This window comes from Rhodococcus yunnanensis NBRC 103083 (assembly GCF_001895005.1).
Classification (GTDB): Bacteria; Actinomycetota; Actinomycetes; order Mycobacteriales; family Mycobacteriaceae; genus Rhodococcoides; species Rhodococcoides yunnanense.
Genome location: NZ_BCXH01000016.1, coordinates 115,390 through 141,250 on the forward strand (window position 1 = coordinate 115,390; position 25,861 = coordinate 141,250).

General features: G+C 64.7%; 29 protein-coding genes and 1 tRNA gene. 20 read left to right on the plus strand and 10 right to left on the minus strand.

The window, feature by feature from the left end; genetic code table 11:
- Positions 1–31: 31 nt before the first annotated feature.
- Positions 32–102, plus strand: a tRNA-Gly gene (locus RY1_RS22390).
- Between the two features lie 255 nt (positions 103–357).
- Positions 358–1,311, plus strand: a complete 954-nt coding sequence (locus RY1_RS22395; protein ID WP_072806249.1) for an esterase/lipase family protein — start codon at positions 358–360, stop codon at positions 1,309–1,311.
- Between the two features lie 21 nt (positions 1,312–1,332).
- On the opposite strand, the gene RY1_RS22400 is transcribed toward RY1_RS22395, so the two are convergent.
- Entirely contained in the window at positions 1,333–2,526 is a 1,194-nt protein-coding gene (locus RY1_RS22400; protein ID WP_084727729.1) for a PucR family transcriptional regulator, read from the minus strand.
- A 195-nt stretch (positions 2,527–2,721) separates the two neighbouring features.
- On the opposite strand from RY1_RS22400, the gene RY1_RS22405 reads away from it, so the two are divergent.
- Complete coding sequence (locus RY1_RS22405; RefSeq protein WP_072806301.1) at positions 2,722–4,428, plus strand: aldehyde dehydrogenase family protein; 1,707 nt, start codon at positions 2,722–2,724, stop codon at positions 4,426–4,428.
- 12 nt (positions 4,429–4,440) lie between these two features.
- Positions 4,441–6,015, plus strand: coding sequence for a GMC family oxidoreductase (locus tag RY1_RS22410; protein WP_072806250.1), 1,575 nt, complete (start codon positions 4,441–4,443; stop codon positions 6,013–6,015).
- 9 nt (positions 6,016–6,024) lie between these two features.
- Here RY1_RS22410 and RY1_RS22415 read toward each other — a convergent pair whose 3' ends face one another.
- Positions 6,025–6,855, minus strand: a complete 831-nt coding sequence (locus RY1_RS22415; protein WP_072806251.1) for a sulfurtransferase — start codon at positions 6,853–6,855, stop codon at positions 6,025–6,027.
- A gap of 385 nt (positions 6,856–7,240) precedes the next feature.
- Here RY1_RS22415 and RY1_RS22420 point away from each other — a divergent pair, with 385 nt between their 5' ends.
- From RY1_RS22420 to RY1_RS22435, 4 genes are read left to right on the plus strand one after another with little or no spacing between them, the layout of a single operon-like run.
- Positions 7,241–7,927, plus strand: coding sequence for a hypothetical protein (locus tag RY1_RS22420; protein WP_072806252.1), 687 nt, complete (start codon positions 7,241–7,243; stop codon positions 7,925–7,927).
- Positions 7,928–9,190 (plus strand): molybdopterin-dependent oxidoreductase, encoded by a 1,263-nt coding sequence (locus RY1_RS22425; RefSeq protein WP_072806253.1) that lies wholly within the window; start codon positions 7,928–7,930, stop codon positions 9,188–9,190. It abuts the gene before it with no gap.
- Entirely contained in the window at positions 9,190–9,684 is a 495-nt protein-coding gene (locus RY1_RS22430; protein ID WP_072806254.1) for a hypothetical protein, read from the plus strand. The genes RY1_RS22425 and RY1_RS22430 overlap by 1 nt, the downstream gene beginning before the upstream one ends.
- Positions 9,681–10,343, plus strand: a complete 663-nt coding sequence (locus tag RY1_RS22435) for a methyltransferase domain-containing protein (protein ID WP_072806255.1) — start codon at positions 9,681–9,683, stop codon at positions 10,341–10,343. The genes RY1_RS22430 and RY1_RS22435 overlap by 4 nt, the downstream gene beginning before the upstream one ends.
- Before the next feature lie 27 nt (positions 10,344–10,370).
- Here RY1_RS22435 and RY1_RS22440 read toward each other — a convergent pair whose 3' ends face one another.
- Positions 10,371–11,696, minus strand: a complete 1,326-nt coding sequence (locus tag RY1_RS22440; protein WP_072806256.1) for a glycosyltransferase family protein — start codon at positions 11,694–11,696, stop codon at positions 10,371–10,373.
- Positions 11,697–11,755: 59 nt separating this feature from the next.
- Here RY1_RS22440 and RY1_RS22445 point away from each other — a divergent pair, with 59 nt between their 5' ends.
- From RY1_RS22445 to RY1_RS30215, 9 genes are read left to right on the plus strand one after another with little or no spacing between them, the layout of a single operon-like run.
- Positions 11,756–12,547 (plus strand): S-methyl-5'-thioadenosine phosphorylase, encoded by a 792-nt coding sequence (locus RY1_RS22445; RefSeq protein WP_072806257.1) that lies wholly within the window; start codon positions 11,756–11,758, stop codon positions 12,545–12,547.
- Positions 12,544–13,599, plus strand: a complete 1,056-nt coding sequence (locus RY1_RS22450) for an NAD-dependent epimerase/dehydratase family protein (protein ID WP_072806258.1) — start codon at positions 12,544–12,546, stop codon at positions 13,597–13,599. The genes RY1_RS22445 and RY1_RS22450 overlap by 4 nt, the downstream gene beginning before the upstream one ends.
- Complete coding sequence (locus RY1_RS22455; RefSeq protein WP_139279954.1) at positions 13,583–14,227, plus strand: glycosyltransferase family 2 protein; 645 nt, start codon at positions 13,583–13,585, stop codon at positions 14,225–14,227. The genes RY1_RS22450 and RY1_RS22455 overlap by 17 nt, the downstream gene beginning before the upstream one ends.
- Positions 14,228–14,884 (plus strand): TIGR04282 family arsenosugar biosynthesis glycosyltransferase, encoded by a 657-nt coding sequence (locus RY1_RS22460; RefSeq protein WP_072806259.1) that lies wholly within the window; start codon positions 14,228–14,230, stop codon positions 14,882–14,884.
- A gap of 7 nt (positions 14,885–14,891) precedes the next feature.
- On the plus strand, positions 14,892–15,047 hold the full coding sequence (locus RY1_RS30210; RefSeq protein WP_169914796.1) for a hypothetical protein: 156 nt from the start codon (positions 14,892–14,894) through the stop codon (positions 15,045–15,047).
- A 15-nt stretch (positions 15,048–15,062) separates the two neighbouring features.
- On the plus strand, positions 15,063–15,575 hold the full coding sequence (locus RY1_RS22465) for a DinB family protein (protein ID WP_072806260.1): 513 nt from the start codon (positions 15,063–15,065) through the stop codon (positions 15,573–15,575).
- 42 nt (positions 15,576–15,617) lie between these two features.
- Entirely contained in the window at positions 15,618–16,034 is a 417-nt protein-coding gene (locus tag RY1_RS22470; RefSeq protein WP_072806261.1) for a helix-turn-helix domain-containing protein, read from the plus strand.
- The gene (locus tag RY1_RS22475; protein ID WP_072806262.1) at positions 16,031–16,372 is read left to right on the plus strand and encodes a DUF4180 domain-containing protein; all 342 of its coding nucleotides are present in this window, start codon (positions 16,031–16,033) and stop codon (positions 16,370–16,372) included. The genes RY1_RS22470 and RY1_RS22475 overlap by 4 nt, the downstream gene beginning before the upstream one ends.
- A 45-nt stretch (positions 16,373–16,417) precedes the next feature.
- Positions 16,418–16,576, plus strand: a complete 159-nt coding sequence (locus tag RY1_RS30215) for a hypothetical protein (protein WP_169914798.1) — start codon at positions 16,418–16,420, stop codon at positions 16,574–16,576.
- Positions 16,577–16,580: 4 nt separating this feature from the next.
- On the opposite strand, the gene RY1_RS22480 is transcribed toward RY1_RS30215, so the two are convergent.
- A complete protein-coding gene (locus tag RY1_RS22480; RefSeq protein WP_245819873.1) occupies positions 16,581–17,009 on the minus strand; it encodes a MarR family winged helix-turn-helix transcriptional regulator in 429 nt (142 codons plus the stop codon).
- A gap of 156 nt (positions 17,010–17,165) precedes the next feature.
- Here RY1_RS22480 and RY1_RS22485 point away from each other — a divergent pair, with 156 nt between their 5' ends.
- The 3 genes from RY1_RS22485 (at position 17,166) to RY1_RS22495 (ending at position 20,803) form a co-directional block, all read left to right on the plus strand.
- Positions 17,166–18,221, plus strand: a complete 1,056-nt coding sequence (locus tag RY1_RS22485; protein ID WP_084727748.1) for a glycoside hydrolase family 183 protein — start codon at positions 17,166–17,168, stop codon at positions 18,219–18,221.
- A gap of 28 nt (positions 18,222–18,249) precedes the next feature.
- Positions 18,250–18,873, plus strand: a complete 624-nt coding sequence (locus RY1_RS22490; protein WP_072806264.1) for a class I SAM-dependent methyltransferase — start codon at positions 18,250–18,252, stop codon at positions 18,871–18,873.
- A 94-nt stretch (positions 18,874–18,967) separates the two neighbouring features.
- Complete coding sequence (locus RY1_RS22495) at positions 18,968–20,803, plus strand: acyl-CoA dehydrogenase (protein ID WP_072806265.1); 1,836 nt, start codon at positions 18,968–18,970, stop codon at positions 20,801–20,803.
- Between the two features lie 295 nt (positions 20,804–21,098).
- On the opposite strand, the gene RY1_RS22500 is transcribed toward RY1_RS22495, so the two are convergent.
- The 6 genes from RY1_RS22500 to RY1_RS22525 form a co-directional block, all read right to left on the minus strand.
- On the minus strand, positions 21,099–22,067 hold the full coding sequence (locus tag RY1_RS22500; protein ID WP_072806266.1) for a hypothetical protein: 969 nt from the start codon (positions 22,065–22,067) through the stop codon (positions 21,099–21,101).
- 248 nt (positions 22,068–22,315) lie between these two features.
- Positions 22,316–23,533 carry a GTP cyclohydrolase II gene (gene ribA, locus RY1_RS22505; RefSeq protein ID WP_371829500.1) on the minus strand — a complete coding sequence of 406 codons (1,218 nt, stop codon included), beginning with the start codon at positions 23,531–23,533 and terminating at the stop codon, positions 22,316–22,318.
- Positions 23,533–24,033, minus strand: coding sequence for a flavin reductase family protein (locus tag RY1_RS22510; RefSeq protein WP_072806268.1), 501 nt, complete (start codon positions 24,031–24,033; stop codon positions 23,533–23,535). The genes ribA and RY1_RS22510 overlap by 1 nt, the downstream gene beginning before the upstream one ends.
- A complete protein-coding gene (locus tag RY1_RS22515; RefSeq protein WP_072806269.1) occupies positions 24,030–24,539 on the minus strand; it encodes an NADPH-dependent FMN reductase in 510 nt (169 codons plus the stop codon). Before RY1_RS22515 ends, RY1_RS22510 begins: the two co-directional genes overlap by 4 nt.
- Before the next feature lie 300 nt (positions 24,540–24,839).
- Positions 24,840–25,331, minus strand: a complete 492-nt coding sequence (locus tag RY1_RS22520) for a flavin reductase family protein (protein ID WP_072806270.1) — start codon at positions 25,329–25,331, stop codon at positions 24,840–24,842.
- A complete protein-coding gene (locus tag RY1_RS22525) occupies positions 25,328–25,840 on the minus strand; it encodes an NADPH-dependent FMN reductase (protein WP_072806271.1) in 513 nt (170 codons plus the stop codon). The genes RY1_RS22520 and RY1_RS22525 overlap by 4 nt, the downstream gene beginning before the upstream one ends.
- Between the last annotated feature and the right edge of the window lie 21 nt (positions 25,841–25,861).

Here is a 25,861-nt window from a genome sequence, read left to right on the forward strand (position 1 = left end):
TGTTCCCTCGCGGGCCTTGTCGGCCCGCAACGCCGGTGTAGTTCATTGGTAGAATGCGACCTTCCCAAGGTTGAGAGGCGGGTTCGATTCCCGTCACCGGCTCTCTCTTCTCTCCGTCTCGCTCTTACTTCCCAAGTTTGCGAGCCGTATTCAGCACTCTCCCTCCCGAAGACCTGCCTCCCGAAGACGCATGTCACGAGGATGTCGCGCGCAGCCGGTCGCGGGGAGGTTTCAGTCCGCTCTCGTGTCGCAACCGTGTCATCATGTATCCCAAAAATTTACGCGTCTCATTGGGACAACACACATACATCGGCATACCCTTGGGCCCAACGGACAATCGAAGACCTGGGGTATTGCGTGAACTTTCGACTTGCGACGACACTCGGTGCGGCATTGGCCGCCATTGCGGTCGGTGCTGGAGTCTGCGGCGCCGCGCCCGTCGTGCCGACGGTTCCAGGTCCCGCGCAGTCCAACCACGCAGATGCCATCAGATACGCCTCCGCGCATCCCGACGCCACGCCTCCCGGGGTCAACGAGCCCGATTGTGTTCCATCCCCTGATCATCCGGTACCGGTGATTCTGGTTCACGGAACGGACGCGACTGCCTACGCGGACTGGGCCGGGTTCGGCCCGATACTGAAGCAGCAGGGCTACTGCGCGTACGCCTTGAACTACGGCCAATCCGCCGATGGAACCACGTTCGGCTACACCGATATTCGTGACAGCGCGAAGGAACTGCAGGAGTTCACCGACTCCGTACTCGTGCGGACCGGCGCGGAATCGGTCGACCTGGTGGGCTACTCGCAGGGAGCCGCCGTGTCGAGGTACTACACCAACGAGCTGGGCGGATCGGCGGTGGTGGACAAGTGGATCGGCATCGCCTCCCCCACGTACGGCGGCACAGCATACGGATTATCACCTGCGCTGCAAGCACTTCCGGGCGGCACCACCCTGGTCTCACACGAATTCGGGCCTGCGCTCGTCCAATTGCTGCAAGGATCGCAGTTCCTCGACGAGTTGAATGCAGGCGGTGATACCGTGCCCGGCGTCGAGTACACATCCATCGCCACACGCGTCGACGAGACCATTCAGCCCTATACCAATGCGCTCTTCCGCGATCCAGGGGTGAAGAACATCGTCGTCCAGGACGTGTGCCCGTCGAACAACGTCGCGCACTTCACGTTCACCTACGATCCGACCACACTCGGTCTCGTCTTGCAGGCGCTCGATCCATCGGCGGGCATCACACCGTTCTGCGGTCCCGTTCCACTCGGTGCAGGCATACTCGACGTCGTGATCGCGAGCCACTGATTCGGCAGCACCGAAGTTCGATCACTCCGACTCTGCTGCCATGCACAGTTGATACGCACGAAGCCCGACGTACAACTCGGCCGCATGGACCGGGTCGAGGAAATCCCGCCCGGTCAGCTCGCCGATCCGGCGCAGCCGATACAGCACCGTGTTGCGGTGGTAATGCACACGATCGGCAGCGTCGGTAGTGGAGCCCTTCGCCTGGAACCATGCCTCGAGTGTGCCGAGCAGACTGGCTCGTTCGCTCTCCGGTAGATCCAACAACCTTCCCAGAATCTGCTCGGCCGCAACACGTCCGGAACCGGGGTTGCTCGCGATCAACACGGGCACCGGAACCGATTCGAACCTCGTCACCCCAGGGCCGTCGACCCGCGCGCACACCCGCGACAACCGAGCCTGTTCGACGGCTGCGGGCGCACCGGACGGCGTTGCGAACACGGCACTGACACCGATGTTGCCGTTGCCCGAGTCGATGCCCGCCAGCACTGCGTCGAGTGCCGAATCGGAGAACGCGTACAGCAACCCCAGCACTCCGTCGATCTCGGTGTCCCAGATGGCGTCTGCCCCCGGCGTCGCAATATCGGCGCACCGCGCGTCCGCCGACAGGACGACGAAGCTTCCGCGGTCCGGGATGCGGAAGGTACGCACGGCATCGGTCATGGCTGAAGGGTTGGCCCCGTGGCCTGCGAACAGTGCGCGCACGAGACGGCGTCGCTCATCGGCGTCCTGCTCGGCTCTGGCGTCGATACTGAGGCGGTACGCCTCGGCTGCCGCATCGGAACAGACGTCGACCAGGGCCCACACCTGCGCTGCCATCTCGAGCAGCACCCGCGGCGCGTCCCCTTCGGATCGGCGCATCAACTCCTCCCAGATGAGGCGCCCGCCCAAACGGAACGCGTGAAGAAGAGCCGCCAGCGGTACACCCTGCGCGGCCTTGAGTCGACCGGCAGCCCGCGCGGATTCGAGGTCCACCGGTTTCTCGCCCGCAAGATCGGCGATCATGGCCGTGACGTTCGCCAGACACGCACTGCGCAGTTGATCACGAGTCAACGCAGTGGACTCGACGTAGGCGTGTTCGGCGGTCAGTATGCGGCGAACCAATTCGTCGGTCAGTTCTTCCGCGCCGTCCATCAGTGGCGCAGCCAGCTCGAACGAACTGGGTGGCGCAGCCAGCTCGAACGAACTGGGTGCGGCAGTCGCCGTCGTATTCGTCATGCTTCGACACTATCGGACCCCATGTAATCCACGCCACAGCCATTTTGTGCGGCTGCACAAACCGGCGGCACAGTTCGAGAGCGTCCGCCCATAGCGCCGGAAGGGCGTGCGAGAAGACAATCACAGTTCGAGGAACGGACGCCGACCGAGACGGAGTTACCCGAAGTGACCGAACACATCGCACCCCGATCACCGGTGCCGCCCAGCACCGAAGCGCACGCAGCCGTGGACTCCGCGCTGGCCGACCTCCGTGCAGGGGAGAACACGTGGGCAGCACTGCCGCTGCGAGGTCGCCGCGCGCTACTCGAACGCGTCCGCGATCTCACGGTCGCCCATGGCGCCGACTGGGTCGACGCCGCACGAACCATCAAGGGGCTCGACGCGTCGTCGCCTCTCGTCGGAGAAGAGTGGATGTCGGGTCCGTACGCGTTCGCCAGCGGCGCCGCGACCCTCGCCCACACCCTCGATGCCCTCGACTCCGGCAGGAGCCCACTGGAATCGGCCACGTTCGGCTCCGCACCCGGCGACCGCACGACCATCCAGGTTCTCCCGCTCGGCATCTTCGATTCACTGCTACTGAACGGCTTTCACGCCGAGGTATGGCTGAACCCCGGAGTCGACGCCGAAAAGGCCAAGCGCACAGCAGGTCTCGCTCAGCTGGACCCGGCCGCCACCAACGGCATCGGCGTCGTCCTCGGTGCAGGGAACATCACCTCCATCGCGCCACTGGACACCCTGTACGAGCTGATCGCGCACAATCGCGTCGTAGCGCTCAAACTCAACCCCATCACCGACCCTCTGCTCCCGGTGCTGACCACGGTCCTCGGTCCACTCATCGAGGTCGGGGCAGTCCGCATCCTCACCGGAGGACCGGACACCGGCACCTACCTCGTCCACCATGCGCACGTCGATCACGTTCACATGACCGGCAGTTCGACCACGCACGACGCCATCGTCTTCGGTCCCGGCGAAACCGGTGCCGAGCGCAAGGCGGCCAACGATCCGATCCTGACGAAGCCGATGACCAGTGAACTCGGTGGGGTGTCGCCGACCATCGTTCTGCCGGGCCAGTGGAGCCGCGCCGACATCGCGTTCCAGGCCGAGCACATCGCCACACAACGCCTGCACAACAGCGGCTACAACTGCGTCGCCTCGCAGGTCGTCGTCCTGTCCTCGGGCTGGAAGCAACGAGACGAGTTCATCGCCGCGCTACGGGCGGCTCTCGATCGAGCTCCGACACGCCGTGCCTACTACCCCGGCAGCGACGCACGGGTGAGCGGAGCGCTGGAGAATTATCCCCAGTCCGCGCGTCTGCGCGGCGGACGCGTCCTGATCGGGGATCTCGATCCGGGCTCCGAGACCGCGCTGCTGACCACCGAATACTTCGCGCCGGTACTCGGGGTGATCGAACTCCCCTACGACGGTGAGCAATTCGCGATCAAGGCGGTCGAGGCGGCCAACAGCAGGTTCGTCGGAACCCTCGGGGTCAACATCATCGCCCATCCGAAGACCCTGCACGCTCTCGGTGATCGTTTCGAATCCCTTCTCGCCGAACTTCGATACGGAACCATCGCCGTCAACTCGTGGACCGGACTCGGATTTCTCAGCGCCGCGGCGACGTGGGGAGCATTCCCCGGCCACACCATCGACGACGTCCAGAGCGGAATCGGCATCGTGCACAACGCATTGCTCATCGACGGCGCCGAACGCACCGTGGTTCGAGGACCGTTCCGGCCGTCACCGCGATCGTTGATCAATCGCGAGTGGACCATCTCGCCGAAACCACCGTGGTTCGTCACCAATAGGACCGCGGCCACGACGGGCAGGCTGTTGACCGGGTTCGCAGGCGCACCGTCCTGGGCAAAGCTGCCCGCCATCTTCGCCTCGGCTCTGCGCGGATAGGGGGCCGGCACCGTGACGCATCCATCGATCGCAGATTACGTCGTCGTCGGGGCAGGATCGGCAGGCGCCGTGCTCGCGAACCGGCTGAGCGCCGATCCACGCAACACCGTCGTTCTCCTGGAGGCAGGACCGGAGGACAAGAACAAGTTCGCGCACATCCCAGCGGCGTTCTCCAAACTGTTCCGCAGCGAGGTCGACTGGAGCTACGACTCCGAGCCGCAACCGGAGTTGAAGGGCCGCAGCATATTCTGGCCACGCGGCAAGATGCTCGGCGGGTCGTCGTCGATGAACGCGATGATGTGGGTGCGCGGTTTCGCCGCCGACTACGACGAGTGGGCGTCGCTGACGGATCCGTCGTGGTCGTTCGAGCGCATCGTTCCGTACTTCCGCAGGATCGAGACCGTCGAGGGAACAGCAGCACCCGATGCGGGACGAGCAGGTCCGCTGATCGTGTCGAATCAGCGGAGCCCGCGTGCGTTGACATCGTCGTTCCTCGACGCCGTGAAGGAGGCCGGCTATCCCGTCGAGCCGGCGAATCTCCCCGAGCCCAAGGGCTTCTCGCAAACCATGGTCAATCAGAAGCGCGGTGCGCGGTGGAGTACCGCCGACGCGTATCTGAAGCCGATCCGCAAGCGCGAAAATCTGACGATTCTCACCGAGGCGCTCGCGACGCGTGTTCTCTTCGAAGGCTCGGCGGCCGTCGGAGTCGAGTACGTCGCGGGCGGCGCAACCCGCACGGTGCGCGCCGCCCGAGAGGTGATTCTCGCCGGCGGCGCGATCAATTCGCCGCAGCTGCTGATGCTGTCGGGAATCGGCGACAAGGATCAGCTGGCACCCAACGGAATCGCCGTCCGGCATCACTCGCCGCAGGTCGGCAAGAACCTCACCGACCACCTGTCCGCGCTCATAGGCTGGAGCGTCGAACGAGACTCCCTGTTCTTCGCGGAGAAGATCCCCGAGCTCGCCAACTACCTCGCACGACGACGCGGAATGCTGACCTCGAACGTCGCCGAGGCGTACGGCTTCATCAAGAGCCGCGACGAATTGGCGCTGCCGGACGTCGAGCTCATCTATGCACCGGCTCCGTTCTTCGACGAGGGGCTCATCGCGCCCGACGCGCATGCCGCCGTCATCGGCGCGGTTCTGCTCAAGCCGGAGAGCCGCGGCGAGATCACACTGAGATCGGCCGACCCGGCGGCCAAGCCGATCATCGAGCCTCGGTATCTCAGCGATCCCGACGGCGTCGACCGAGCAGCGATGCTCGAAGGGCTGCGTGTCTGCACCGAGATCGCCTCACGACCGGCGCTGAAAGGCCTGCTGGGCGATATCGTGCGGCCCCGGATCGGCGCGAACGAAGACCTGCTCACCGAGGCGCTGGAGCGGAACGCGCACACCCTGTACCACCCGGTCAGCACGTGCCGTATGGGAAACGACGCCGCAAGCGTCGTCTCACCTGACCTCAGGGTGCGCGGTGTCGACAGGCTGCGTGTCGCGGACGCGTCGGTCATGCCCACGATCGTTCGCGGGCACACCCACGCGCCGAGCGTGCTGATCGGGGAGAAGGCCGCCGATCTGATTCTGAGCTAGAAGCGCAGGTCAGCGTGGGGACGGGCCCGTCGCAACCGGACGGGCAGGGTCGTTGGACCACTGGGACCACGACCCTGGGAACAGTGCAGCATCGATCCCGGCAATCGCCAACGCCGCGATCTGATGCGCCGCGGTGACTCCTGATCCGCAGTACACGCCGACGTCGCCGTGCACACCCGCGAAGCGGGCCCGCAAGGCCTCCTCGGGCAGAAAGCGCCCGTCGGCGTCGAGATTGGCGGACGTCGGCGCACTGACGGCTCCAGGAATGTGGCCTGCCCGCGGATCGACGGGTTCGGCTTCACCGGAGTATCGCTCGGCCGCCCGCGCGTCGAGCAACGTACCCGTATCGGCCAGTGCCGCTGCTTCGTCCGCGGTCAAGGTCGGAAGGTGACCTGGGCTCAGTTCCACATCCCCCTCGGCGCGGGCGGTCTCCTCGCCGGACGCCGTCTCGTTGCCTCCGGCGATCCACGCCCGCAGACCGCCGTCGAGCAACGCGACGTCCTGCACACCCGCCCACTTCAGCAACCACCATGCACGTGCGGCCGCGAGATTTCCCGTGTTGTCGTAGACGACCACCGGAATTCCCACGGTGACGCCCCAGCGACGTGCCGCGGCCTGCAGATTCTCGATCGACGGCAGCGGGTGTCTGCCCTGCTCCGACGCCCCGTGGTCGGCGAGCTCGGAATCGAGGTCCACGTACACGGCACCGGGGATGTGCGCTTCGAGGTAGTGGTCGCGGCCGGCGGTGTCTCCGAGCGCCCAGCGCACATCCAGTACGACGGGCGGAACGAGACTCCCCAGCGCTGGCAGCAGGTCGGAAACGGTGCGGAACGGGCTCATGCAGATTCCTTCGGTCGACGTCGGGTAGGAGCCTAACGAGGAAGGGGCATGTCGAACCAGTCCTCGCCCGGGAACAGGCCCGCGCCGACCCTGCTGCAGTAACGGTGCGGTCACGAACCGTACCGTCGAACATCACGGGCCGTAACGATCCCGTCGAACCCATTCTGCCCTTTCTCCCTGGGGAGTAGCGTCGTCGACACAGAGCACGATGCCGAATGACACACCGCCGCAACCGATATGGCCCCGCACACCGTTTCGTGGGGTTTGTCAGAACAAAGGCGCGGCGGAGATCGTGTGCGATCCATACCCATCCGGATGACACACCGCGGCGAATCACCCACAACGCTCGAGAGATTCGAGAGCCGATGCAAGGGAGTAAACAGACATGATTTCGATCCGTAAAGTAATGGCCGCCACCGCAATTGGCGCACTGACGCTCGTCCCTCTCGCCGCATGCTCCAGTGACGACTCGTCGTCCAGCAGCAGCACCACATCCGCAGCAGCAGCGGAGACGACGGAAGCGACACCGGAGCCCGCAGCCGAGGTCGATGACCTCAGCAACGGCGTCAGCACCGCAGTCGCCCTCGATCCCGGATTCACGGGCGCTCTGACGACCCTGGGCCTCACACCGGGAACCATCGGAACAGCCACTCTCGCAGACGGTTCCGTCACCTTCCCGATCACCGGCGGCAACGTCAAGTACTGGGAGCCCGGCACTGTCGATCCCTACGTCCAGGGCGAGATCGAGCACGACGGCAGCGGACTGTCGCTCACCGCAGGCGACACCGTCGTCGAGCTCACCGACTTCGACATCGACCCCGGCACCTCGCTCCTGACCGGCACCGTCACGGTCAACGGCGCAGTCGCAGCCGAAGACGCAGTCATCTTCGACCTCGACGGCCGTACCCTGAACCCGCTGGCCACCGGCCCGAACAACACGGCCATCCTGCAGGGCACCCAGGTCAAGATATCCGAGACCGCCGCGGGCCTGCTGAACGACACGTTCAAGACCGACGCCGTCACCCCCGGCCTGCTCGTGGGCGTCGCAACCATCACCGTCGCAACTGCGTAAATGAATACCGACTCCGTGGGCCCGCGGTCACCGCAGACGGTGACCTCGGGCCCACGGTTTCGTAGTCCGCTGCGGGGTCCATGGTTGACCTCGATCTTCGGCGCAGTACTTCTCGTCGGTCTCCCGATCGTCATCGTGACCGGACTGCTGTCCTACATCGCGTACGGCCCGCAGTTCGGTCAGGCCATCCCCGGTGACGTCGGGTGGCTTCGCCTACCGCAGTTCGACTGGCCGACAGATCCCGCGTGGCTCTACCGCCTGACCCAGGGTCTGCACGTCGGCCTCGGTCTCGTCCTCGTTCCCATCGTGGCGGCGAAACTGTGGTCGGTCATTCCCAAGCTCTTCGCTCGGCCGCCGGTACGGTCGATCGCCCAAGCACTGGAACGACTTTCGCTCATCGCCCTCGTCGGCGGCATCCTGTTCGAGATCGTCACCGGGGTACTGAACATCCAGTACGACTACATCTTCGGCTTCAGCTTCTACACCGCGCACTACTGGGGCGCCTGGATCTTCATCGCAGGCTTCGTCACCCACGCAGTTCTGAAGACTCCATTGATGATTCGGACACTACGTGGCCGCTCGCTGATGCAGGTACTGCAGGACGGCCAGGAGAAGGGCGACTCGGATCTCATCGCCGAGAACCCGTCCGAGCAGACGATCAGCCGACGCGGAGCCCTCGCCCTCGTCGGCGGAGGTGCCCTGTTCGTCGCCGTCCTCACCGCAGGCCAGACGACCGGTGGATTCCTCAGGAACGCAGCAATTCTGCTCCCCCGCGGACGCTCCTACGGCGACGGTCCCAACGACTTCCAGATCAACCGCACGGCATCCGCCGCACAGATCACCGAGGACAAGACCAGCGCAGACTGGACCCTCGAACTGACGGGCGGATCGGAACCGCTGACGTTCACCCGCGAGGCGTTGGAACGCATGGAACAGCACACCGCGGATCTCCCCATCGCATGCGTCGAAGGGTGGTCGACGGTGCAGACATGGACCGGCGTGCGACTGCGCGATCTGGCCACGGCAGCAGGCGTCGGGAATCTCGAATCGGCGCAGGTCACCTCGCTGGAGGAAAACGGACCGTTCCGGCAGGCGACGCTGCAGTCGAACCAGGTTCTGCACCCGGATTCGCTGCTGGCTCTGCGAGTGAACGGGGCAGACCTGTCCCCTGACCACGGCTACCCCGCCCGCATCATCGTCCCCGCCATGCCTGGGGTGCACAACACCAAATGGGTCAAGACGATCGAGTTCAGGAGCGCGTGATGAAGACCTTCGCTCGCTTCTACGGTGCGCACCCCCTGCACCTGCTCGCGATGGGTTTCGCCTTCGCGCTCATGGGATATGTGGTGTACGTGGCCGGCATACAGACCTTCTGGAACCGAGACGTATGGTGGCAATCCATCGCAGTCTGGTTCGCCGGCGCCGTCGTCGTCCACGATCTCGTGCTCTTCCCGCTGTACTCGCTCGCCGATCGATCGCTCTCCGCAGGCCTGAACGCCGTACGCGGCAGAGCACCGAACATTCGCCTGCGTATCTCGCCATTGAACTACGTCCGGATTCCACTGATGGGAACGGCACTGACATTCGCTCTGTTCTTCCCCGGCATCATCGAACAGGGATCCGACACCTTCACCACGGCAACAGGACTGACGCAGGAACCGTATCTGGGCCGGTGGCTCGTATTGACCGCATGCCTGTTCGGCGCCAGCGCAGTCGTCTACGCAGTTCGCCTCGCATCCTCCAGGAGACCCTCATGACAGTCACAGCCGACGAGCTGTTTCGCCGGGCCTCCTCCGGCCTTCCCTGTTGGATGGGAAACCCCGACGGCACTCGCGAACCGCTGCCGATCGCCCGCTGGATGGGCGGCGACGCGTCGAGCATGGAAGACCGTGCCGCCGACCGTACGATGATCGGCCAGTGCACCGGCCCCACACTCGACCTCGGCTGCGGCCCCGGCCGTCTCACCGAAGGGCTTGCCCGACGCGGAATCTCGGCGCTCGGCGTCGACACCTCGCGTGAGGCGGTCGACCTGACCGTCGGCCGCGGCGGACGCGCGGTACTGCGTGATCTGTTCGAGCCGCTTCCCCGTGCCGGTGAATGGTCGTGTGTCCTGCTCGCCGACGGCAACATCGGCATCGGCGGCGATCCGGTGCGGCTGCTGCGTAGAGCAGCAGACCTGATTCGACCCGACGGTGCCGTCATCGCCGAGGTCGACGCGCCGGGCGCCGCACGGTTCCAGAAGCGCACGGTTCGCTGGGAGACCGACACCATGGTCGGTGACTGGTTCGCGTGGGCAAGTGTCAGCACCGCCGCGATCGCCGATCTGGCCCGGACCGCAGGTCTGACCGTCGTCGACATCGCACCGATGCACGGTCGGTATTTCGCTCGGATGTGCCCCGCCCCCGTGGGTGGGTAGTTGCGCCGGGCAGCAGCTGTGCACTCGCTACCAGTTCGTGAACAACACGTGATTGATCGCCAGCGCTCCTGCCACCTGCAGTGCGAGCCAGAACTTGTGCGTACGCTGCGGCAGAACCGCGGGTGCGAGCAGCATCCACATCGCGAACGGCAACCAGATGCGTTCGGTCTCCGCCTTGCTCAGCTGGCTCAGGTCGGCCATCACGACGGCGGCGAGCCCGGCGATCACGAGCAGGTTGATCGGCTGCAGCCGTGTGGCGATGCGCGGGAACGCAGCGGGCACCGCGATCCCGAGCGCGCAGAACAATGCCGCGAAATTCGCCCATCCCCAATAGGCGAACGGACGGTCCGTGGCGATACCCTGGTAATAGCGTTCCTGGACCAGCTCGTACCCGTCGAACCACCAGAATCCGTATGCGGTGAAGATCCCGGCGACGACGAGCGCTCCGAGTACCGCACCGATCAGCGGCCACGCGGTCCGCGCTCCGATCAGTACTGCAACGGCGACCAATCCCATCAGCACCAGGCCGTAGTTGAGGTAGATGCCGAAACCGAGCAGCACCCCGGCCGCGATCGACGCAGGCCACCGGTACCGCGTCGTCGAGATCGCAAGAAGCGCAATACCCCACGCGACGACGCCCGCATAGAACGCATCCGCCGACACCGCGATCCAGATCGCTGCGGGTGCCAACGCGACGAACGGGGCTGCGCGACGCGCCATCGTCTCGTCGCCCAGTGCCTTCACGGTCACGAGAACGGCCACCGCAGCGCTGGTTCCGACGAACACGCACAACCCTGCTGCCCACGCGCCGCCGCTCAGACCGAGCCGGTCGAGCCACACGAACGTCAGCAACGCCCCGGGCGGATGACCGGAGACGTGCGTCGTCCACGAGTCGACCTGGTAGTCGAGTATGCGTTCGGAGAAGCCGCGCAACGTCGCCGGGATGTCCGTGATTCCCGGGACCTCGTGCAGATATTCGTCCGTGGACGCGAGTCTGGTGGTGAATCCGCGACGCCAGCCGTCGATCAACGCGAGCGACATCGTCCACGCGGCGGACGCGGCCCATGTGGTCAGCAGGAGTCGGCGCCACGGCAGTCTGCGCGCAAGATCCGGGCCCCACAGCACCCCGGCGATCGCGATCAGGATCGCCGGCGGAGTTCCCCAACCGAAGTGAAGTTCTCGAAATCCGAAAAGCGGTGCTGCGTCTGCGAAATCACGCACCTGCTGCGGAGTGCGGTTGATGATCGGGGTGATCAGCTCGTTGCCGAGGTACGGAACCACGAACGCCACTGCGACCAACAATGCAGCGAGGGTGGCCGCAACGGACTCTCTCCAGTACCGGATAGCGTTCACCTAACGTTGTGCGATCGTGTTACTGCGCTCAGCATAGAAGAAGTACGGAAGAGGAGACCATGACAACCAGTCACCGACCCGAGATCGCCGTCATCGGCGGCAGCGGCTTCTACTCGTTCTTCGACGACGACGCCGAATCGGTCACGCTCGACACACCGTACGGCCCGACGAGCGGTCCGATCACCATCGGTGACGTCGACGGTCGCAGCGTCGCCTTCCTACCCCGGCACGGCGCGAACCACGAGTACTCCCCGCACACATTGCCGTACCGGGCGAACATGTGGGCACTGCGGATGCTCGGGGTACAGCGGGTCTTCGCCCCGTGTGCCGTCGGCAGTCTGGTGGCCGAGTACGGACCAGGGACCTTCGTGGTTCCGGATCAACTCGTCGATCGAACCAGCGGCCGTGCACAGACATACTTCGACCGAGGCGGTGTGCACGTCGAATTCGCCGATCCGTACTGCGGTGAACTCCGCAGTGCGGCCCTCGGAGACGGTGTGATCGACGGCGGAACCATGGTCGTCGTCGAAGGCCCCCGGTTCTCCACCCGCGCCGAGAGCCAGTGGTTCGCCCGACAGGGGTGGACCCTGGTCAACATGACCGGCCACCCCGAAGCCGTCCTCGCCCGCGAACTCGAACTCTGCTACGCCCCGATCGCACTCGTCACCGACCTCGATGCGGGGATCGAGGCGGGGCAGGGAGTTCGGGCGGTCGACGTGTTCGCCGAGTTCCAGCGAAACATCGAGCCACTGAAAACGCTGGTCCGTGCGGCAATCGGCGCTGCCGCGACCGGCCCGTGCACCTCGTGCCGAATCCACGACGGCGCGAACCTCCCCATCGAGCTGCCATGACCCGCGTACTGCTCACCGGCGCAGCCGGTTTCATCGGCGGGCACATCCACACGGCCCTGCAACCCGAGTACGACGTCGTCGCCATCGACGCGCTGCTTCCGTCGGCGCACGGCTCCGGTGGACAGATCGAGGGCATCGCGACGGTGGACGTGCGGGATCGAGCTGCTCTGGCCGAGGTTCTCACCGGTGTGGATGTCGTCTGCCATCAAGCAGCCGTCGTCGGCGCAGGCGTGAATGCAGCCGACGCGCCCGCGTACGCGAGCCACAACGACTTCGGCACCGCGGTGCTGCTCGCGGCGATGGCCGACGCCGGTTGTTCGCGGCTGGTGCTGGCGTCGTCGATGGTCGTGTACGGCGAGGGCAGATACCGCAATCGAGCGGGCGAGCAGATCGCTCCCGGTCCGCGCTCGCGCGGCGATCTCGATGCGGGGCAATTCGACAACACCGATCCGAACACCGGCGAGATCCTCGACTGGGCACTGGTACACGAGGATTCGGCTCTACAGCCGCGCAGCACCTATGCGGCCAGCAAACTCGCACAGGAGAACTACGCGCTCGCATGGTCACTGGCGACCGGCGGATCGGTGACCGCGCTGCGCTACCACAACGTCTACGGCCCGCACATGCCGCGCAACACTCCGTATTCCGGGGTGGCAGCCATGTTCCGATCCTCTCTGGAGGCCGGGCGAGCTCCGCAGGTGTACGAGGACGGCCGCCAGGCACGCGATTTCGTCCACGTCACGGACATCGCGCGGGCCAATGCACTGTCGGTCGCCGCCGCGCTTCCCGGATTCACCGCACTCAACGTCTCCTCCGGGCAACCGATCACCATCGGCGAGGTCGCCGCCGCACTGTCCGACGCGTGCCACGGACCCGCCCCCGAGATCACCGGCCAGTACCGCCCCGGCGACGTCCGCCACATCGTCGCCAGCCCCGAACTGGCGCGCGAGAGAATCGGTTTCGACGCCTCCGTCGGGCCGGCCGACGGGTTACGCGAGTTCGCCACTGCGCCACTGCGCGACGCCGAAGGAACGGGTGCGCCGAGTGTCTGAGGTGACCGTGATCATTCCGTGCATGAACGAGGCCGGCTCGCTCCCCGGGGTTCTCGGTAGAATCCCGGACGGCTACCACGTCGTCGTCGTGGACAACAACTCCACCGACGACACGGCCGAGGTCGCGCGGGCCCACGGTGCGACGGTGGTCGGCGAAACCGTTCCTGGATACGGATCCGCGGTGCACACAGGAGTTCTCGCCGCCGAGACCGAGGTGATCTGCGTGCTCGACGGCGACGGATCGATGGACCCACAGGACCTGACACACCTCGTCGCCGCGTTGGAGGGTGCCGATCTCGCCGTCGGGCGGCGCGCCGCGGGACACTCCCCACTGCACGCCCGTATCGGCAATGCCGGGCTGTCGCTGCGCCTTCGGACCAAGTACAAGCTTCCCGTGCACGATCTCGGCGCGATTCGGGCGGTTCGACGGCAGGCACTGCTCGACCTGAACGTGACCGACCGCCGATCCGGCTACCCCCTGCAGCTGCTCGTGCTCGCCTCGAAGGCCGGATGGAAGGTCGTCGAACGCGACGTGTCCTACAGCCCGCGTACCGCAGGCACATCGAAGGTCTCGGGTTCGTTCAAGGGGACCGTCGTCGCGGTCCGAGACTTCTGGAAGGTGTTGTAAGTGAACGTTACCGCGCTGATCGTCGCGAAAGCACCCGTGCCGGGGCTCGCCAAGACTCGTCTCGCCGCAACACTGGGCGACGACACGGCCGCCGACATCGCCGCCGCAGCGCTCCTCGACACTCTCGACGCCGTGTCCGCCGCCGACTTCGCGGTCCGCGCCGTCGCGCTTACGGGCGATCTCGCCGACGCGGCCCGGGGGCCGGAAATATCGGCGAAGTTGGCGTCGTACACCGTTTTTCGGCAACGCGGCGACGGATTCGCCGAGCGGCTGCTGCACGCTCACCTCGACGCGGCAGGTGCCGGTCATCCCGTGTTCCAGATCGGTATGGACACACCGCAAGTGACGGCCGAACTACTCGAGTCCTCCGCATCGTTGCTCACCGACCCCGGCGCATCGGTACTGGGGATGGCCGAGGACGGCGGGTGGTGGGCGCTCGGCATCCCGGACCCGGAGTTGGCGCGGGCGTTGCTCGGCGTGCCGATGTCGACACCGGACACGGGCGCGAAAACACGTGCAGCTCTTGTCGATCTCGGTGCTCACGTGAGCGCGCTGCCCGAGCTTCGCGATGTGGACCATGCGTCCGACCTCGCGGCCGTGGCGGCGGTATGCCCGCCGGGGAGCCGGTTCAGGGCGGTTGCTGCGTCTCTGCAATGATCGAGTCATGCTCGCACTCATAGGATTTCTTCTTGTTGTCTGGCTTGTTTTCGTCGTTCTCGGTTTTGTCGTCAAGGGGCTCGTCTGGCTCGCGATCATCGGCATCGTGTTGTTCGTCGCCACAGCAGGCTGGGGCTGGCTCAAGCGCAACACTCGTGCCTGAGCGGATGATGGACCGATGAACTGGACATCACCGGAGGTCGTCGTTCCCGACGGACCCCTGACCGGCGACGATCGCGCCATTCTGATTCCGTATCTGAACGCGCAACGCCACACACTGCTCAACATCTGCGCCGGGCTGACTGCCGAGCAGCTGTCGACGCGGGCAGTTGCTCCGTCGCGTCTGTCCCTGCATGGCCTCGTCCGTCACGCGGCGAAAGTCGAGCGAGTCTGGTTTCGGATTCGGGTCGCAGGCGAGGAGATCCCGCATCTCTACGGCGGGCCGGGCGATCCGAGCGACTTCGAGGACATCGATCCTGCGTCTGCCGAAGCCGAGGTCGAGCAGTTGCGTCGGGAATGGACACTGGCCGACGCCGCAGTCGCCGACCGATCCTTCGACGTCGAGTTCTCCCACCGCGGAGACCCCATGTCGCTGCGCATGGTCTACGTCCACATGATCGGTGAGTACGCGCGCCACAACGGCCACGCCGACCTCCTGCGCGAGCAACTGGACGGGGTCACCGGGCGGTAGAAATTTCCGTATACTCCCGAAAACAGGGTAGTTTAGGGAACCATGGGGAATGACTTCTACACCGCCGAGCAGGTGGCCGAGCTGCTCGGCCTCCATGTGCGGACCGTGCGCAACTACATCCAGGACGGGCGACTACCTGCGGTTCGTATCGGCAAGCAGTACCGCATCACCCCGGATGGACTTGCGACGCTCACCGGCGGTGAGACCCGAACCGAACGCCCGCGCATCGATGTGACCAGCATCGTCACCGTCGACCCCATCGACAGCCACACCGCATCACGGCTGACCACCTCGCTCTCGGCCGCCACCATGGGACGCGGCAACACCGGAACACGCCTGCGTGTGGACACCGCATACGACAACGGCACGTCCTCGCTGAAGATCGTGGTCATCGGAGATCCGCTCGACTCGGCCGAAGTGCTCAGACTCGTCGACACGTTCGTCGAGGGCACCCTATGACCGTGCTGTTCGTCGACTCCGACGGCCCTCCGCTCGGGTCCGAAGCGGACGCCGTCGACCTCATCGGTCACGCGTTCGGCGAGCAGGCATCCACGATCGTGGTGCCGGTGGAACGTTTTCGACCCGAATTCTTCGATCTCCGCACCAGGCTGCTGGGGGAATTCGCGCAAAAATTGGTCAACTATCGAATTCTGCTCGTGATCCTCGGAAACATCGATCAGTACACACTGGCCAGCGAGTCACTGCGCGCATTCGTTCACGAATCCAATCGCGGCCGACACATTTGGTTCACCCAGGATCGGAAATCTTTTCAAGACCGGATTGCAACCAACACATAGCCCGTTTCTCCAGCTTTTCACAGGACCAGGTGCTACAAACGAAGCATGCTCGGGGTTCTGATCGGCGTAGCGATCTGGTTGGCGGTGGCAACGATTGTTGCCGTCGTGCTGGGACGCGTCGCGAGGCGGGCGGACGCCGAAGAACTCGGGTCCACGTTGGACTGGAACACCCACGAGATCGACGAGGCCGTTCAGCACGACTGAGCCGTCACTCCGCCCGTTCGACGATCTCGGTCAAAATTTCGGCGGCCCGCGCGAGCGTGTTGCGCTGGTCGTCGGTCAACGACGTCAGCTGCTCGGCGAGCGCTCGCTCTCTCTCCGCGACGTCTTCCATCGCCATCCGGCGCCCCTCGGCGGTGAGTGTCAGTAGTACCTGACGCCCGTCTGTGGCGTGCGGCACGCGCTCGACCAGGCCGATCTCGAACAATGCGTGCGAAGAACGCGAGATCGACGGCGGTTTGATGCGCTCACGCAACGCCAATTCACCCGTCGTCAACGGACCTTCCCGAAGCAGCGTGGTCAGGATCGACAACTGCGCGACCGGAATTCTGTCGCTCGAGTGCCGCAACCTGAGTTGCCGGTTGAGACGCATGGCCGACACCGACAGGTCGCGGGCAAGGTGCGGGTCGCTGCTCACCGCAACACATTAGCCCGCCACATCATTTTTCCGGTTGTCCGATCGCCGGTTTTCAGCGATTTACTGGGCTAAACTACCGGTCGCTCGACCAAAACAATACTGACGCCCGGGGGATTCGTGAATCGTTCTGTACACGTGGCAACTACGGTGCTCGTGATGTCGCTGATTCTCGCGGGCCCCGCGGCAGCAGATCCCAATACCGTCAATCCCATTCCGGGATTGAACGGAGTCTTCGGCCTACCACCGTTGGTCGGACGCACAGTCGCCGTCGCGCAGGCCACCGGAATCGCCAGCGGCAACGAAACCCAGAACTTCAACATGCTCGGGACCGACCTCGGCATCATGTGGGACAACGGCAACGGCGAGATTCTGACGGCGTTCGGAGATACGGCCGGCCTCGGACTTCCCAACCTGCTGCAGGGCAGTATCTGGTCGTGGCGCAGCAACTCGCTCATCCGTAGTCGCGACGGCAATCTCGCCGACGGCATGAACTTCGACAATGTCGTCCGGGATCCACTCGGCCAGTCGAAGGAACTCGTGCCGAGTCCCAAAATTCCGTTCGTGGAGATCAGTCGCATCCCGACCGCAGGCGTGGCGCTTGGCCCCAACCAGTTCATGAGCCTGATGTCGGTCAAGGACTGGGGTCAGCCCGGCAAGTGGGAGACCAACTACTCCGGCCTTGCGGTGTCGGGGGACAACGGCGAGAACTGGGCCGTGATTCCCGAGACCGCGCGCCCGAGCGAAGGCGGCAATCGGAACTTCCAGCAGAACGCGTTCCTCAAAGACGGCGGTTTCGTCTACGAGTACGGGACGCCGCCCGGCCGCGGCACCCTCGGCCACGTGGCGCGTGTGCCCGAGAAGGACATCCTGAACCTCGGCGAATACGAGTACTGGAACGGCCACGAGTGGAAGAAGAACGATCCCGCAGCCGCGGCGCCCATCGTCGATGACGTCGGTGAATTGTCGGTGGCCTACAACGAGTACCTCGGGCAATACCTGATGCTCACGACCGACAGATTCGATTCGATCGTGATGCGACGGGCCCCCTCACCCGTCGGCCCGTGGAGTCCACCGGAAGTGCTCGTCGACACCCGCCAGCTGCCGAGCGCATACGCGCCGTACATTCACCCATGGTCCTCCGGCCCGGATCTGTACTTCCTTGCCACTGTTCATCGCAACTACAACGTGCTGCTGCTCCGCGCCAGCTTGTGACGCTGCTCCGGCCGCATACTGTCGGTGCATGGACAGCGCCGCATGGGATGCCAAGTACTCAGCCGAAGATCTGGTGTACGGCGCACCGCCGAATCAGACGCTGGTCGAGTTCGTCACCGCTCTTCCGCGTGGGCGCGCGTTGGATCTGGCGTCGGGCGAGGGCAGAAATGCCCTGTGGCTCGCCACTCGCGGCTGGGACGTCACGGCCGTCGATTTCTCCGGCGTCGCGCTGACCAAGGCGAGTCGGATCACCGCGACGGCACCCCGCTCGGTTCGCGAACGTCTCACGTGGGTCCACGCAGATGTGACGGATCTCGCTCCCGAGCCGATCTATGACTTGGTTCTCATGCTTTATCTACACCTGCCCCACGAGCAACGCCGCAAAGCAGTCGACGTGGCACTGGCAGGGCTCGAACCTGACGGATTCCTCATGATTCTGGGTCACCACTCGGACAACATCGAGCATGGAATCGGCGGCCCGAGAGTGCCCGAGATACTCTATACGCCAGAGGAATTGGCGTCGGACGTCGGGGATCGAGCGGTCATTCACCTCTGCGAGAAGAGGCTACCGACAACCGACAGCGGTACCGCCATCGACGCCTTGCTACTCGCCGGTAAGTCCGGTCTTGGCACCGGGAATGAACCGGGGTAATATGCCGTTATGTTACCGACGAGTAGCTATACCGAGTAGCTAGATGCTTGGGCGGTACTCACGAGACCGCACCACCGACTGGAGAGCGAACGCAATGGGCCATTACAAGAGCAACCTTCGGGATCTCGAGTTCAACCTCTTCGAGCTGTTCGGGCTCGACGAGTCGCTCTCGGGTGACAAGTTCGGCGACCTCGACAGCGAGGCAGCCCGTGACATGCTGAAGGAGGTCGCGCGCCTGGCAGAAGGCCCGTTGGCCGAATCCTTCGCAGACACGGACCGCAATCCCCCCGTGTTCGACCCAGAGACTCACACCGTGAAGCTGCCGGACTCCTTCAAGAAGTCCTTCAAGGCGCTGTACGACGGTGAGTGGTGGCGCGTCGGCCTCGACGAGGAGGTCGGCGGCATCCCGGCCCCTCGCAACCTCGGTTGGGCGCTCAACGAGATGCTCCTCGGCTCACAGCCCGCTGCGTTCATGTACTCCGCAGGCCCCTCCTTCGCCAACGTGCTCTACCACAACGGCACCGACGAGCAGAAGGAATGGGCCAAGGTCATCGTCGAGCGCCGGTGGGGCGCCACCATGGTTCTCACCGAGCCCGACGCAGGCTCCGACGTCGGCGCAGGCCGCACCAAAGCGATCAAGCAGGAAGACGGCTCCTGGCACATCGAGGGCGTCAAGCGGTTCATCACCTCGGCCGTGTCCGACGACCTGTTCGAGAACACGATGCACCTCGTGCTCGCACGCCCCGAAGGCGCCGGCCCCGGCACCAAGGGTCTGAGCCTGTTCTACGTTCCCAACACGCACTTCGACTTCGACAAGGGTGAGCTCGGCGAACGCAACGGCGTCTTCGTCACCGGCGTCGAGCACAAGATGGGCCTCAAGGCGTCCACCACCTGCGAGCTCACGTTCGGCGGACACGGAATCCCCGCGCAGGGCTGGCTCGTCGGCGAGGTCCACAAAGGCATCGCGCAGATGTTCGACGTCATCGAGCACGCACGAATGATGGTCGGCACCAAGGCAATCGCCACGCTGTCCACCGGATACCTCAACGCGCTCGCATACGCCAAGGATCGCGTCCAGGGTGCAGACCTGACGCAGATGACCGACAAGGCCGCTCCCCGCGTCACCATCACCCACCACCCCGACGTGCGTCGCAGCCTCATCACCCAGAAGGCATATGCCGAGGGTCTCCGCGCCGTGTACCTCTACACGGCGGCACACCAGAACCCGATCACCGCACAGCAGGTGTCCGACGCCGACGAGGACCTCGCCTACCGCGTCAACGACCTGCTCCTCCCGATCGTCAAAGGTGTCGGCTCCGAGATCGCCTACCGTCAGCTCGCCGAAAGCCTGCAGACACTCGGCGGCTCCGGCTTCCTGCAGGACTACCCGATCGAGCAGTACATCCGCGACTCCAAGATCGACTCGCTGTACGAAGGCACCACGGCCATCCAGGCCCAGGACTTCTTCTTCCGCAAGATCGCCCGTGACCGCGGCGTCGCACTCGCTCACGTTGCGGGACAGATCAAGTCGTTCATCGACAGCGAAGCAGGCAACGGTCGCCTCAAGGCCGAGCGCGCCCTGCTGTCCACCGCACTCGAAGACGTACAGGCCATCGTCACCGGAATGACCCAGCAGCTCATGGGCGCTCAGGAGCAGCCGACCGAGCTGTACAAGGTCGGACTCGCATCCGTGCGCTTCCTCATGGGCTTCGGCGACCTGCTCATCGGTTGGCTTCTGCTCCGTCAGGCCGAGATCGCCATCAAGGCACTCGACAACGGCGCAGAGGGCAAGGAGAAGTCGTTCTACGAGGGCAAGATCGGCGTCGCATCGTTCTTCGCCAAGAACGTGCTCCCCGAGCTCACCGCTACCCGCAGCATCCTCGCCAACATCGACCTCGACGTGATGGAGCTCGACGAAGCAGCCTTCTGATCCTCGATTCGCCAGCGGCCGCACCCTCGTCGGGGTGCGGCCGTTGTTCGTTTTCCTCGCTGATCACCCCTACCCCGCAGCACCACCCCTCCCCTCCCCTCCCCTCCCCGCAAACGCACACGCATTTGCGCCGACCGGCGGGCTCAGCCCCACCACCCACACAAACGCACACGCATTTGCGCACACCAGCAGGCCAGACCCAGCACCCACACAAACGCACGTGCATTTGCGCACACCAGCAGGCCAGACCCAGCACCCACGCAAACGCACGTGCATTTGCTGGGCCGAAATCGGATCAGCTCCGTGAGCCGAACGGCGGCATATAGATCACACGCCCGAGGGGTGTAGGAAGTTTCTCAGCCAATGCCAGAGCCTGCTCGATACGCTTCACGACCGGATCGAAGTTCCACAACTCGTCCCACGTGATACGAACGAACGGGTACCCGAGCGCGCGGACGTTGTCCTCACGCTTCTTCTCCTCGAACACAACGTCTCCCGGATCCTGTCCCGGTCGAAGGTCACGCCCGTATTTGACCTCGCCGTCGAACTCGATGACAACCTTTCGCGCCGCCAGAATGTCGACGCGGGCAATGATTCGACCTTCGGTATCCACAATCTTCGCCTGTGGATCGAGGTCTCTGAAACCTGCCGTCAACAATCGAGTTCGACTCAGTGACTCACCGACACTTTCACTTCTACCGTCGAGGATTTCGATCGCCTGCCTCGCAGCGGCTATCCCCTTCCGCCCGCGAGCACGATCCAACTCGAGGTTCAGCGCAGAATGCGACAGCCCACCTCGAACGGCGGCGTCTCCGAGTGCCACAGCTGTGTCGAGAGATGCAGTTCGCCCCATGTCGACGACAGTGCGCGCCTGCGTGGTCACCCTCCGACCGTCCAGGATCTCGACCTCCTCCAGCGGTGCACAGTGCACCACCGACCTGGCGCTCGAACGACCACCGCCCTTCCGATCGCGTGTCACGTGAACCTTGCTCAGATTGATGCCGGTCAGCGGCAGCCGGTGCAGCACTGCTGCAGAATGATGACTCACCACCGCTGCGTCGTCCACGCAGGGGAGGAGAGCATCGACGGCCAGAACATGTCGGGCAACATCGCTGAGCAGCGCGTAATTGCTCGAGCTGACGTAACTTCCGTAGCCCAACCGTCGCCATCCACCTTCGGTGTACAGCAGCCGCAACTGAAAGTCGGTAAGTCCTGCTTCGAGTGCGTCGACGCGACGAAGAGGATGCGCGGGATCCGGTTTCATGCATACAGCGTGCCCCACGAAAACCCCGATTCGACCGGGCTCCGGCAATCTGTGGATAACTATTTCCCGCGCCGGAGGGTTATCCACAGGTGGCCGAAGAGCACTGGTGGACTGCCACTTTCAGTGGTATACGACGCCAGCATCACGCAAACGCACGTGCATTTGCGTAGCAACCTGGGCCGCACACCCCACCACACGCAAACGCACGTGCGTTTGCGCAGGTACCAGCGGCGACGACCCCGGGTCGATCAGATGCTTCGCTCCAAATGCCCCGGAAGCAGGTGGCCCATCCGGTCGCGTTTGGTCTCGAGGTAGCGAACGTTGGCGGGGGCAGCCCCCACGATCAGTGGGACTCGGGCGGTGACGCCGATTCCGTTGGCGCGCAACCCGTCGACCTTGTTCGGGTTGTTGGTCAGCAGCCGCACTTCAGTCACACCGAGATCTTCGAGTATCGCTGCGGCACCGCCGTATTCGCGGCCGTCGGCGGGCTCGTCCAGTTCGAGGTTGGCCTGCATGGTGTCGAATCCCTGGTCCTGCAGTCGGTATGCCGCGAGCTTCTTGAGCAGCCCGATGCCTCGCCCCTCGTGTCCGCGCAGGTACACGACGACACCACCCTCGCGCGCGACACGTGCCAGCGCCGCGTCGAGTTGCGGGCCGCATTCGCATCGTTCGGACGAAAATGATTCACCGGTAAGGCATTCGGAGTGCACACGCACAATAGGTGCACCGGCAAGATCCCCGTTGGCCAAGGCGATGTGCTCGGCGCCCGTTTCTCGATCCGTGTAGCCGTATGCGCGGAACTCGCCGTGCGACGTCGTCAGGACCGTTTCTGCGACGCGGTCGACCCTACGAGGCGCTGGAACCGAGGAAATGCCTTGTGCAAGACGATAGTTGATCAGTTGTTCGATGGTGAGCACCGGCAGCTGCAATCTTCGCCCGAGCGCTTCGATGTCGGGGAACGTCATCATGGAACCGTCGTCGGCGACGAGTTCTGCAATCACTCCGACGGCAGGGACGCCGGCAAGAGAGCAGAGGTCGACCGCCGCCTCGGTATGCCCTGGACGCTCCAGCACGCCACCTGGCCTCGCCCGCAACGGTATGACGTGCCCAGGGCGAATCAGATCCGACGCCACGGACGTCGGATCTGCCAGAACCCGCAGTGTCCGAGCCCTGTCGGCGGCGCTGATGCCCGTCGTCACTCCGACTGCCGCGTCGACGGTCACGGTGTACGCGGTCTTCTTGGGGTCCTGATTGTCGGCAACCATCGGCGGAAGCTCCAACGCGTCTGCGCGCGCCCCGGACATCGGCGCGCACAGCAGGCCGGAGGTGTTGCGAATCGTCCACGCCGTCCATTCCGGTGTCACCCGGTCGGCAGCGAGGATGACATCTCCCTCGTTCTCGCGTCGAGCATCATCGGTCACCAGGACCGGTTTGCCTTGCGCAAGCGCCTCGAACGCGCGCTCGATCACTGCCCGACCTCTGTCGCCAGCTTGCGAAATTTGCTGCCGTGGAACACGATCGGCGCGACGTCCTTGATCTCCAGTTCGTTGATCCGCAGCAGCACGATCGCATGATCGCCCGCCGGGACCTCCTCGGTGACCGTCGCGTCGAGCCACATGCTTGCGCCGCCGATGAACACTGCACCGTCTTCGGTGGTCGTGACCTCGAGCCCCTCGAAACGATTGCCGGTCTTGGCGGCAAGTGTGCGGGCGGCGACGTCGTGTGCCTCACCGAGGACGCTGATACCGATGCGCTCCGCCGCAGCGAACTTGGGCCACGTCGTCGACGTGTTCTGCACACAGACTGCGACGAGAGGCGGCTCGATCGACACTGCGACGAAGCTACTGGCGGCCATTCCGATCGGCGTACCGTCGATCTCGGCGCACAGAGCGACGACCCCACTCGGGAACTGCCCGAAAGCCGCACGGAGGATTCCCGAGTCGAGTTCGGTGGAAGCCAGTGTCATGAGATGTCCGTTCTGGTGGTCGATGCTGCGGTCAGAACGCCGCCCCAACGGGCAACGTAATCGGCGATACGAGTGTCGGTCGTATAGGTCGTGTCTATCAGGTAGAGGCCCGGGGCCGGTGTGACGGCACCCAATTCGACGAGGGTGTGCTTGAGAAAGATGTCCGACGCCATGGCGTGCGCGGGCCCGGCGCCGAGCATCAGCGGCACCACGACGACGTCCTTCAGCCCGTCACCACCTGCGAATTGATCGAGGAACAGCTTCAGAACACCGGTGTATGTGGCCTTGAACGTCGGGCTGGCCACGACGACGAGATCGGACGTGCGTACCGTCTCGACGGCGGCGGCCACTGCCGCGTCGCCCCATCCGAGCAGTCCGGCACCCAGGGTGATGACATCGACCGTCTCGTCGACTTCACGGCCTGTCAGGCTCTCGGCCACCAGCCGGGCAGCGTCGAGCGTCCGGGATCCGGGTTTCGGGTTTCCTGCCACCACTGTCAGTTTCACTCGGGCCTCCAGCCACATCGTTTTGCGAGGTGACTGTTACTCAACACCGTGCCTATGTCGGATATGCAACCCGAATGTGGCGGCCGTATTGCGCCGCGGGCTGGTACATCCACACGACGTCGAGCAGCGGCTCAGCAGGAAAATCGCATCTGAACGCCGCTCGCAAACGCACGTGCATTTGCGCAGAACCAGGGCCATACCCACCCCAAACCCACAAACGCACGTGCGTTTGCGCAGAACCAAGGCCACACCCACCCCAAACCCACAAACGCACGTGCGTTTGCGGGGAAGGAGGGGCTGCTAGGCCTGCAGGCGCCTGAATTTGCTGCCGTGGAAGATGATCGGATCGATCTCGCTCTGGACTTCGAGAGAGTGGATACGCAGGAGAACTATCAGGTGATCGCCTGCCGGAACCTGCTGATCGATGGTGGTGTCGAGCCACGCCGTCGCACCGCTGATGAACACCGCCCCCTGCTCGGTGGTCTGAAGCTCGAGACCCGCGAACCGGTCGCCGGTCTTTGCAGCCAGCGTCCGCGCAGCGTCGTCGTGCGCCTCACCCAGGACGCTGACGCCGATGCTTCGGACGCCCTCGAGCTTGGGCCAGGTCGTCGACGTGTTCTGGATGCAGACGGCGACGAGCGGTGGCTCGATGGACACTGCGACGAAGCTGCTGGCCGCGAGGCCGACAGGAACTCCGTCGATCTCCGCTGCCACCGCGACTACGCCACTCGGAAACTGCCCGTACGCCTGCCGGAGTGTTGCCTGATCCAGGTCTGTGTGCGTGAGCGTCATGCCGAAGCTCCCTTTCGCGAGTCCGCAGCGGCCGTGATGATGGGTCCCCATCGCCGTGCGTAATCCACGATACGAGTGTCGGTGGTGAAAGTGGTATCGATCAAATAAAGCCCAGGCGCAGGCGTGATCGCTCCCAGCTCGACGAGTACCGGCTTGAGCAGGAGATCGGGTGCCAACGCGTGGGCGGGACCGGCACCGAGCATCAGGGGGACGGCGACGACGTCGCGTAGCCCTTCATCGGTGGCGAACTGGTCGAGGAACAGCTTGAGAACACCGGTGTACGTGGTCTTGAACGTGGGGCTGGCGAATACGACGATGTCGGACTTCGAGACCTGGTCCACTGCTGCAGCGACGGCCTCGTCACCCCATCCGAGCAGGCCGGATCCCAGCGTGATGACGTCGATCTGCCCATCTGCCGGGGCACCGACCAGCTCCGAGGCAAGCAGTCCCGCCGCCTCCAGAGTTCGGGATCCTGGCTTGGGGTTTCCTGCCACCACTGTGACCGTCATTGCGTTACGCCTGCCTTCGCA

Excerpts from the sequence above, each read along its gene's own strand:
- RY1_RS22400 (WP_084727729.1), bottom strand. The coding sequence starts at position 2,526 with ATGACGAATACGACGGCGACTGCCGCACCCAGTTCGTTCGAGCTGGCT.
- RY1_RS22415 (WP_072806251.1), bottom strand. The coding sequence starts at position 6,855 with ATGAGCCCGTTCCGCACCGTTTCCGACCTGCTGCCAGCGCTGGGGAGT.
- RY1_RS22420 (WP_072806252.1), top strand. The coding sequence starts at position 7,241 with ATGATTTCGATCCGTAAAGTAATGGCCGCCACCGCAATTGGCGCACTG.
- RY1_RS22425 (WP_072806253.1), top strand. The coding sequence starts at position 7,928 with ATGAATACCGACTCCGTGGGCCCGCGGTCACCGCAGACGGTGACCTCG.
- RY1_RS22430 (WP_072806254.1), top strand. The coding sequence starts at position 9,190 with ATGAAGACCTTCGCTCGCTTCTACGGTGCGCACCCCCTGCACCTGCTC.
- RY1_RS22435 (WP_072806255.1), top strand. The coding sequence starts at position 9,681 with ATGACAGTCACAGCCGACGAGCTGTTTCGCCGGGCCTCCTCCGGCCTT.
- RY1_RS22445 (WP_072806257.1), top strand. The coding sequence starts at position 11,756 with ATGACAACCAGTCACCGACCCGAGATCGCCGTCATCGGCGGCAGCGGC.
- RY1_RS22450 (WP_072806258.1), top strand. The coding sequence starts at position 12,544 with ATGACCCGCGTACTGCTCACCGGCGCAGCCGGTTTCATCGGCGGGCAC.
- RY1_RS30210 (WP_169914796.1), top strand. The coding sequence starts at position 14,892 with ATGCTCGCACTCATAGGATTTCTTCTTGTTGTCTGGCTTGTTTTCGTC.
- RY1_RS22465 (WP_072806260.1), top strand. The coding sequence starts at position 15,063 with ATGAACTGGACATCACCGGAGGTCGTCGTTCCCGACGGACCCCTGACC.
- RY1_RS22470 (WP_072806261.1), top strand. The coding sequence starts at position 15,618 with ATGGGGAATGACTTCTACACCGCCGAGCAGGTGGCCGAGCTGCTCGGC.
- RY1_RS22475 (WP_072806262.1), top strand. The coding sequence starts at position 16,031 with ATGACCGTGCTGTTCGTCGACTCCGACGGCCCTCCGCTCGGGTCCGAA.
- RY1_RS30215 (WP_169914798.1), top strand. The coding sequence starts at position 16,418 with ATGCTCGGGGTTCTGATCGGCGTAGCGATCTGGTTGGCGGTGGCAACG.
- RY1_RS22485 (WP_084727748.1), top strand. The coding sequence starts at position 17,166 with ATGTCGCTGATTCTCGCGGGCCCCGCGGCAGCAGATCCCAATACCGTC.
- RY1_RS22490 (WP_072806264.1), top strand. The coding sequence starts at position 18,250 with ATGGACAGCGCCGCATGGGATGCCAAGTACTCAGCCGAAGATCTGGTG.
- RY1_RS22495 (WP_072806265.1), top strand. The coding sequence starts at position 18,968 with ATGGGCCATTACAAGAGCAACCTTCGGGATCTCGAGTTCAACCTCTTC.
- RY1_RS22500 (WP_072806266.1), bottom strand. The coding sequence starts at position 22,067 with ATGAAACCGGATCCCGCGCATCCTCTTCGTCGCGTCGACGCACTCGAA.
- RY1_RS22510 (WP_072806268.1), bottom strand. The coding sequence starts at position 24,033 with ATGACACTGGCTTCCACCGAACTCGACTCGGGAATCCTCCGTGCGGCT.
- RY1_RS22520 (WP_072806270.1), bottom strand. The coding sequence starts at position 25,331 with ATGACGCTCACGCACACAGACCTGGATCAGGCAACACTCCGGCAGGCG.
- RY1_RS22525 (WP_072806271.1), bottom strand. The coding sequence starts at position 25,840 with ATGACGGTCACAGTGGTGGCAGGAAACCCCAAGCCAGGATCCCGAACT.